Origin of the sequence: Anaeromyxobacter sp. PSR-1, from assembly GCF_000964525.1 — a bacterium.
Classification (GTDB): Bacteria; Myxococcota; Myxococcia; order Myxococcales; family Anaeromyxobacteraceae; genus Anaeromyxobacter.
On record NZ_BAZG01000200.1, the window covers coordinates 1 to 7,882 of the forward strand.

Genomic DNA, 7,882 nt, shown 5'->3' on the forward strand with positions numbered 1-7,882 from the left:
CTGGCGCGGCCCCGTCCGGCGCGCCCGGCCTGGAGCCCGGTGGCGCTGCGCCGCGCGCTGGAGCGGCGGATCCCCGGCGAGGTCGATCGGGCCCTGGCGCGGGCCGAGGCCGCCGCGGCCGGGCGGCTGGTGGTGTACGGGCGCGAGGTGGACGTGCGCCGCGGCGACGGCGGGACGGACTGGCAGCGCGATCCGATCCACGGCGGCCGCTTCGACGGCCGCGCGCCCTCGGCGGCGCTGCCGCCCGCGCCCGGGCTCGATCCCAAGATGGCGTGGGCGCTCGGGCGCGGGGAGCACTGGGTCGCGCTCGCCTGCGGGGCGGTGCTCCACCCGCGCGCCGCCGGCGGCGAGGCGCTCGCGGAGGCGCTCGCCGCCTCGGTGACCGACTTCGCCGCGCAGAACCCGGTGGGCCGCGGCGTCCACTGGACGTGCGCCATGGAGGTCGGGCTGCGCGCCTGGCACCTCGCCACGGCGCTGTGGGTGCTGGCGCTGCGGCGCGCGCCGGCGCCGGCGCTCGCGGCGGAGGCGGCGCGGCAGCTGGTGGTGAGCGGGCGGTTCGTGCTCGCGAACCTCGAGGACGGCGGCGCCGTGCCCAACAACCACCTGGTGTGCGACTGGCTCGGCCTGCTCGCCTGCGCCGAGGCGCTGCCGGAGTGGCCGGAGGCGCCCCGCTGGCGCGCGCTCGCGACGGAGGGGCTGGCGCGGACGCTCGCGGACCAGGTGCACGCGGAGGGCACCAGCTTCGAGGGCTCGGTGCCGTACCACCGCTTCGCGCTGGAGCTGTTCGCGGCCGGCTTCCTGCTCGCGCGCGCCGGCGGCCCGCCGCCCGCGCAGGCGTGGCGCCTCCGCGCGATGTTCCGGGCCACCCGCGCGCTCACCGCCGCGTCCGGGGACCTGCCGCAGCTCGGCGACAACGACTCCGGCCACGCGCTCGCGCTGCGCGCCCGCGGGCCCACCGAGGCGGGCTACCTCTGCGCGCTCGGCGCCGCGCTGTTCCGCGAGCCGGCGCTGCTGCGCCCCGGCGCCCCGGCGGACGACGCCGTGGAGGCGGCGTGGCTGCTCGGGCCGGAGGCGCTCGACTGGCTCGGCCGCGCCCGGCCCGGCCCGCCGCCGGGCAGCGTCTCCTTCCCCGCGGCCGGCGTGCACGTGCTCCGCCGCGGCGCGCTGGAGGCGTTCGTCTCCTGCGGCCCGCACGGCCAGCGCGGCGTCGGCGGGCACGACCACAACGACAAGCTCTCCTTCGAGCTGCGCGCCGCGGGCGCGCTGGCGGTGTGCGACCCGGGCATGCCGGTGTACGGCCGCGCGCCCGAGGTGCGCGACGCGTTCCGCTCCACCCGCGCGCACGCCACCGTGACGGTGGACGGCCTGGAGCAGTCGCCCATCCCGCCCGGCCGCCTGTTCGCGCTGCCCGACGCCGCCTCGGCGCGGCTGCTCGCGTTCGCGCCGGGCGGCGAGGCGGAGCGGCTCGCCGGCGAGCACCGCGGCTTCGTGGCGCGGGCGGGCGTGGTCCACCGGCGCGAGCTGGCGCTCGCCGACGCGGGGCTGGTGGTGGTCGATCGCCTGTCGGGCCCCGGCACGCACGCGGTGGAGCTGCGCTGGCCGCTCGCCCACCCCGGGCCGCGCCTGCGCGAGGCCACCGCCGCCGAGGCCGCCGCGCTCGCGCGCCTCGCCCGGCTGGCGCGCCTGCGCCGGCCCGCGGACCCGTCGCGCGTGGTGGAGGTGCCGCTCGGCCCGGCCGGCCACCTCCTCGTCGCCTTCTCGGCGCCGGCGGGCCTCGCGCCCGAGCTGGCCCCGTCGCTGCGCTCGCCGGGCTACGGCGAGCTCGTCCCCGCGTCGGTCGCGACGCTGGCCGGCCCGCTGGCCTGCCCCGCCGCGCTCGCCACGCTGTTCCTCCACGTCGAAGCCGAAGGGAGCCACCCCCGATGATCGAGACCCACGCCGCCGAGCCCGACCACGCCACCGACCTCCTCTCCCGCCTCGCCGCCCGCACCGCCCGCGTGGCGGTGGTGGGGCTCGGCTACGTGGGCCTGCCGCTCGCGCTCACCTTCGCCCGCCGCGGCGGCCTGTCCGCGCTGGGCATCGACGTGGACCCGGAGAAGGCGCGCGCGGTGGGCGAGGGGCGCAGCTACCTGCGCACGGTGGACGGCGCCGCGGTCCGCGAGGCGGTGCACGACGGCCGGCTGGAGGCCACCACCGACTTCGCGCGCGTGAGCGCCTGCGACGCGGTGGTGATCTGCGTGCCCACGCCGCTCACGCGCGAGCGCGAGCCGGACCTGTCCTACGTCGAGCGGACCGGCGAGGCCATCGCGCCGCACCTGCGCGCCGGCCAGGCGGTGGTGCTCGAGTCCACCTCGTACCCGGGCACCACCGAGGAGGTGCTGCTGCCCATCCTGGAGCGCGGCAGCGGCCTGCGCGCGGGCCGCGACTTCTTCCTGGCGTTCTCGCCCGAGCGCGAGAACCCCGGCTCCGGCGTCGCCACGCACGTCATCCCCAAGATCGTCGGCGGGTACACGCCCTCCTGCCTCGAGGCCGCGCTCGCGCTGTACGCCTCGGCGTTCGACCGCGTGGTGCCGGTGTCGTCCACCCGGGTGGCCGAGATGACGAAGCTGCTCGAGAACGTGTTCCGGAGCGTGAACATCGCGCTCGTGAACGAGCTGAAGATCCTCTGCCACCGCATGGACCTCGACGTGAACGAGGTCATCGACGCCGCGTCCACCAAGCCGTTCGGCTTCATGCCGTTCCAGCCGGGCCCGGGCCTGGGCGGCCACTGCATCCCCATCGACCCGTTCTACCTGACCTGGAAGGCGCGGCAGTTCGAGTTCCAGACGCGCTTCATCGAGCTGGCCGGCGAGGTGAACACCGAGATGCCGCGCTACGTGGTGCACCGGACCATGGAGGCGCTCGACGCGCGCGGCCGCACGCTCAAGGGCGCGCGCGTGCTGGTGCTGGGCATCGCGTACAAGAAGGACGTGGACGACATGCGCGAGAGCCCGGCCGTCCGCATCATCGAGCTCCTGCAGGAGCGCGGCGCCCAGGTCGTCTACCACGACCCCTACGTCCCCCGGGTCCCGCGCATGCGCCAGCACCGGCTCGACATGGTGAGCGTGCCGCTCACCGACGAGGCGCTCGAGACCGCCGACGCGGTGCTGATCGCCACCGACCACGGCGGCGTGGACTACGCCCGCGTGGTGGAGCGGGCCCGCCTGGTGGTGGACACGCGCAACGCCTGCCGCGCGGTGCGCGTCGGGCGCGAGAAGATCGTGAAGGCCTGAGCGGGCCCCGGCGGGCCCGCCGCGCGCGCGCCGCGGCCGATGCGGTGAAGCGCGGCCGCGGGGCCCGTGCTACATGGGCGGGATCAGGCTCCCGAGGTCCCGCTTGCGCACCGCCCGACTGCTCGCCCCCTTCCTGCTCCTCGCCGCCGCCCTCCCCGGCGCGGCCGCGCCGGACCTGCCGGCCGCGCCCGATCCGCGCCTCGGCACGCTCGAGGCGATGCGCGCGGAGCTGGCCCGCTCGATGGAGCGGCTCCGGCTGAAGGGCTACGAGGCGCCGTACTTCGCGTCGTACCAGGTGACCGAGGTCGCGCGCGAGGAGGTGAGCGGCCGCTACGGGGCGATCTTCGACGACCGCTCGCGGCGCGACCGGAGCCTGGCGGTGGACCTGCGGGTGGGGACCTACGAGCTCGACTCGTCCGCCCCGGAGGAGAACACCATCGTCATCGGCGGCGGCGACGCCGGGCCGGGCTGGTACGCGCCCCGCGACGCGCCGCTCGACGGCGACGTCGGCGCGCTCCGCAACGCGCTCTGGCTCGCCACCGACGAGAAGTACAAGGAGGCGCTCTCCTCCTACTTCAAGAAGAAGTCGCGCGCGGTGTACCGGCAGGACGACGCCGACCGGCCGCCCAGCTTCTCCCGCGAGCCGCCGGCCCGCCACGTGGACGCGCCGCGCCCGTTCCCGTTCGACCGCGCGCGCTGGAAGGGCGTGGTGCGCGACGTCACCGCCCGGTTCCGCGAGCACCCCGACGTCTTCGACGCGCAGCTGCGGGTGTCGGCCGAGAAGCAGGTCCGCTGGTTCACCTCCAGCGAGGGCTCGGCGCTGCTCACCGAGCGCACCGTCTACTCGGTCCACCTGCAGGCCGTGGCGCGCGCGCCGGACGGGCAGCTGCTCGAGGACGGCCGGGACTTCTACGCGCGCAGCGAGGCCGAGCTGCCCTCGCCGGAGGCGCTCCGCGCCGCCGCGACCACCGTCATCGCCGAGCTGGAGGCGCTGCGCCGCGCGCCCGCCATCGACCCGTACACCGGCCCGGCGGTGCTCGAGCCGGAGGCGGCCGGCGTCCTGTTCCACGAGGCGGTGGGCCACCGCCTCGAGGGCGAGCGGATGGAGGACGAGCAGGACGGCCAGACGTTCAAGGGGCAGGTGGGGCGGCCGGTGCTGCCGCCGTTCCTGACGGTGGTGGACGATCCCACCGCCGAGCGGGTGGACGGGGTGGCGCTGAACGGCACCTACGGCTTCGACGAGCAGGGCGTCCCGGCGCGCCGCACGGTGCTGGTCCGCGACGGCCGCCTGGAGAGCTTCCTGCTCTCGCGCCGCCCGGTGAAGCCGTTCGATCGCTCCAACGGCCACGGGCGCGCCCAGGCCGGGCGCCAGCCGGTGGCGCGCATGGCGAACCTCATGGTGGAGTCGCGCAAGCGCGTCGCGCCGGCCGAGCTGAAGCGCATGCTGATGGCGGAGGCGCGGCGGCAGGGCAAGCCGTACGGGCTCGTCATCCGCGACATCACCGGGGGCAACACGAACACCATGTCGATCGGGTACCAGGCGTTCAAGGGCACCCCGCGCATGGTCTACCGGGTGGACGCCCGCACCGGCGCCGAGGAGCTGGTCCGCGGCGTGGAGCTGGTCGGCACGCCGCTCACCGCCATCAACAAGGTCCTCGCCACCGGCGAGCGCCCCCGCGTCTTCAACGGCTACTGCGGCGCGGAGAGCGGGTACGTGCCGGTGTCCACCGTCGCGCCGGCGGTGCTGATCGCCGAGCTGGAGCTGCAGCGGGTGGCCCGCGCCACCGACCGCAGCCCCATCCTGCCGGCGCCCTGGAGCGAGCGCGGCGGCACGCCGCCCGCGGCCGCGCCGCCCGCCGCACCCACCCCCGCGACGCCCGCGCCCGCCGCGCCGGCGCACCCCGCGGTCCCGCCGGAGCAGCCGGAGCACGCCCGATGAGCACGCCCACCTCGACGCCCCTCCCCGTCCCGCCCCTCGAGTCGATCCTCCTGCAGCCGCGCCGCGCCGCGCTCGACGCGTTCGCGCGGTCCGGCTGGCGCCCCTACGCCACGCCCATCTCGCTCGACGCCGAGCGGCGCCGCCTGCTCAACATCGACCTCACCGAGCCGGAGATGGCGTTCCACGACGCGGAGGGCGGGCTCGCCGCGGTCGCGAACGTCGAGACCGATCGCGAGGGCCGGGTCACGCACGTCGAGGTGGTGGGCGCCGAGCCCGCCGATCCGGTGCGGGTGGCGCTCGCGCTGCTGGGCGAGGTGGGCCCGCCGCGCACGGGCGGCGGCGGCGAGGCGCGCGAGTGGATCTGGGGCCCGGAGTCCGGCGCCGCGCTCGAGGTCGGCGGCGAGCCGGTGCGCGTGTGGATGTGCGCGGAGCGGGCCTACGGCGACCGGCTCTGGCTGGTCGCGAGCGTGGTCCGCCGCGGCTGACCGTCCGCGGGGGTGCCCGCCCCGGCCAGCCGCAGCAGCAGCGGCGCCACGCCGGTGAGGTCCCTCACCTGCTCCACCTCGGCGGCGGCGCGCCCGAAGCCCAGCACCGGCACCGGCGCCCGGGTGTGGTTGCGCAGCGAGAGGTCCTCCAGGTTGCCGTGGTCGCTCGCGACCACCAGCGCGTCGTCCGGCCCGAGCCCGTCCACCAGCGCCCGCAGGAACGCGTCGAGGCGCCCGAGCGCGTCGAGCGCGCGCTCCATCGACTGGGCGTGGCCCGCCTCGTCGGTCTCGAAGAACTCGAACAGCGCCAGGTCGTGGCCGGCCGCGAGCCGCAGCAGGATCTCCGCCGCCTCCTCCGGCGCGCGCCGCGGCAGCGACACGCCGAGCCCGCGGGCGCGCTCGCCGCTGAGATCGTGGGTGAGCCCCTCCCCGCGCCGCGCGTCCTCCAGCGTCCGGAACCGGCCGCCGCCCGCCGCGTAGGCCACCGTGGTCGCGGCGGCGCGGGCCCGGCGGCGGGAGCCGGCCAGCGCGGGCTCGGGCGCGCCGTCCGCCGCGTGGCCGAGCGCGCGCAGGTAGGCGACGGGGTAGGCGTTCGCGAACACGCCGCGGCGCCCCGCGGCCGCGAGCGCGCGGAACAGCGACCGCTGCTCGAGCAGCGCCCGGAGCGGCGCGTTGGGGAAGCCGAGGAGGTGTCGGCCCAGGTGCGCGGGCGCGTTCTCCCCGGTGAGCAGGGTGGCCTGGCCGGTGGCGGACTGCGGCCGGCCCGCCACGCCCAGGCAGGCGTCGGCCAGCGCCGCCCGGCCGCCGCGCGGCAGGGGCGCGCCGCCGCCGCCGGCGAAGCGCGAGAGCAGGAAGTCCCCGCGGGCGAGCGGGTTTCGCGCCGGGTCCCGGTCGCCCGCGCCCACCCCGTCCACGAACACGAACAGCGCCGTCACCCCGGGATCATAACGCGCCGCCCCGCGCCCCACCCGCCGCGCCGCCGGACGCCCCGCCGCCGCCCGAGACGCGGAGTCGTCCCGGCGCTATCCTCCCGCCGCTTCCGGACCCCCGAGCGCGCGCACCATGCCCAGACTCCCGGACTTCCCCGCCGACTGCACCATCACCTTCGACGGCAGCGCCGTGCCGGCGCGCCGCGGCGAGTCGATCGCCTCCGCGCTGCTCGCGGCGGGCCGGCCGCTCCTGGCGCGCAGCGCCAAGTACCACCGCCCGCGCGGCCCGTTCTGCCTGGCGGGCTCCTGCGGGAGCTGCCTGGTGCGGGTGGACGGCCTGCCCGACCAGCGCGCCTGCCGGACGCCCTGCGCCGACGGCCTCTCGGTCGAGACGCAGAACGCGCTCCCCGACGCGGCGCACGACCTGCTCGGCGTCATCGACCGCGCCTTCCCGCACGGCCTCGACCACCACCACCTCGCGACCTGGAACGGCCTCGCGAACCGCGCCGCGGTGGCGTTCTCGCGCCAGCTCGCCGGGCTGGGGAAGCTCCCCGGGCCGGAGCGGGCCGCGGGGCCGCTCCCGCCCGCGCCGCGCGAGGAGGCGTTCGACGCCCTGGTGGTGGGCGCCGGGCCGGCGGGGCTCGCCGCGGCCGAGGCGCTGGCCGGCGCCGGGCGGCGCGTGCTCCTCGCCGACGCCGAGCCGGCGCCGGGCGGGCGGCTGCGCTGCCGGCTCGACCTCCCCGGCGATCCGCCGCTGGGGTGGGCCGGCGAGGTGGCCGCGCGCGTGGCGGCGGCCGGCGGCGAGCTGGCCTCCGGGACCGCCGTGCTCGGCCTCTGGCGCGACGGCGGCGCCCCGCTCGCCGCGCTCGCGCCCGCGTCAGGCGCGCTGCGCCTGGTGCGGCCGGCCGCGATCCTCGTCTGCGCCGGCGGCCACCCGCAGCCGCCCGGGCTCGAGGACGACGATCGCCCGGGCGTCCTCGCCGGCCGCGGGGTGGCGCGCGCGCTCGCCGAGCACGGGGTGGTGCCGGGGCGCCGCGCGGCGGTGCTGGGCGCCGGGCCCGAGCCGGAGGCGCTCGCGGCGCGGCTCGCCGCGGCGGGCGTGGAGGTGGAGCGGGTGGAGGCGGCGGAGGGGCGCGTGCTCGGGCGGGCCCGGGTGCGCGGCCTCGCGCTCGCGGACGGCCGGCGGGTGCGCTGCGACGTGCTCGCGGTGGCGACGCCGCCCGCGCCCGCGACCGAGCTGGCGCGGTCGCTGGGGGC

The 7,882-nt window shown here is 78.5% G+C and carries 6 protein-coding genes; 5 read left to right on the top strand and 1 reads right to left on the bottom strand.

Going from position 1 to position 7,882, the window contains the following annotated elements; all coding sequences use genetic code 11:
• From PSR1_RS19965 to PSR1_RS19980, 4 genes are all read left to right on the top strand, one after another.
• The coding region (locus PSR1_RS19965) for an alginate lyase family protein (protein ID WP_059439159.1) at nt 1–1,926 on the top strand (1,926 nt) is incomplete at its 5' end.
• Nucleotides 1,923–3,272: a nucleotide sugar dehydrogenase gene (locus PSR1_RS19970; protein ID WP_059439160.1), complete on the top strand. Its 1,350-nt coding sequence runs from the start codon at nt 1,923–1,925 to the stop codon at nt 3,270–3,272. The genes PSR1_RS19965 and PSR1_RS19970, both read left to right, overlap by 4 nt.
• 73 nt (nt 3,273–3,345) lie before the next feature.
• Nucleotides 3,346–5,211, top strand: a complete 1,866-nt coding sequence (locus PSR1_RS19975) for a TldD/PmbA family protein (protein WP_059439161.1) — start codon at nt 3,346–3,348, stop codon at nt 5,209–5,211.
• Nucleotides 5,208–5,696 (top strand): hypothetical protein, encoded by a 489-nt coding sequence (locus PSR1_RS19980; RefSeq protein ID WP_059439162.1) that lies wholly within the window; start codon nt 5,208–5,210, stop codon nt 5,694–5,696. The genes PSR1_RS19975 and PSR1_RS19980 overlap by 4 nt, the downstream gene beginning before the upstream one ends.
• Here PSR1_RS19980 and PSR1_RS19985 read toward each other — a convergent pair.
• Nucleotides 5,648–6,664, bottom strand: coding sequence for an alkaline phosphatase family protein (locus PSR1_RS19985; protein ID WP_059439163.1), 1,017 nt, complete (start codon nt 6,662–6,664; stop codon nt 5,648–5,650). The two genes, PSR1_RS19980 and PSR1_RS19985, sit on opposite strands and share 49 nt — an antisense overlap.
• Before the next feature lie 94 nt (nt 6,665–6,758).
• Here PSR1_RS19985 and PSR1_RS19990 point away from each other — a divergent pair.
• Nucleotides 6,759–7,882 (top strand): 2Fe-2S iron-sulfur cluster-binding protein (locus tag PSR1_RS19990; protein WP_059439164.1); only part of this gene is annotated, 1,124 nt, incomplete at its 3' end.

Coding starts and splice junctions, on each gene's coding strand:
- PSR1_RS19980 (WP_059439162.1), top strand. CDS start 5,208: ATGAGCACGCCCACCTCGACGCCCCTCCCCGTCCCGCCCCTCGAGTCG.
- PSR1_RS19975 (WP_059439161.1), top strand. CDS start 3,346: ATGGGCGGGATCAGGCTCCCGAGGTCCCGCTTGCGCACCGCCCGACTG.
- PSR1_RS19970 (WP_059439160.1), top strand. CDS start 1,923: ATGATCGAGACCCACGCCGCCGAGCCCGACCACGCCACCGACCTCCTC.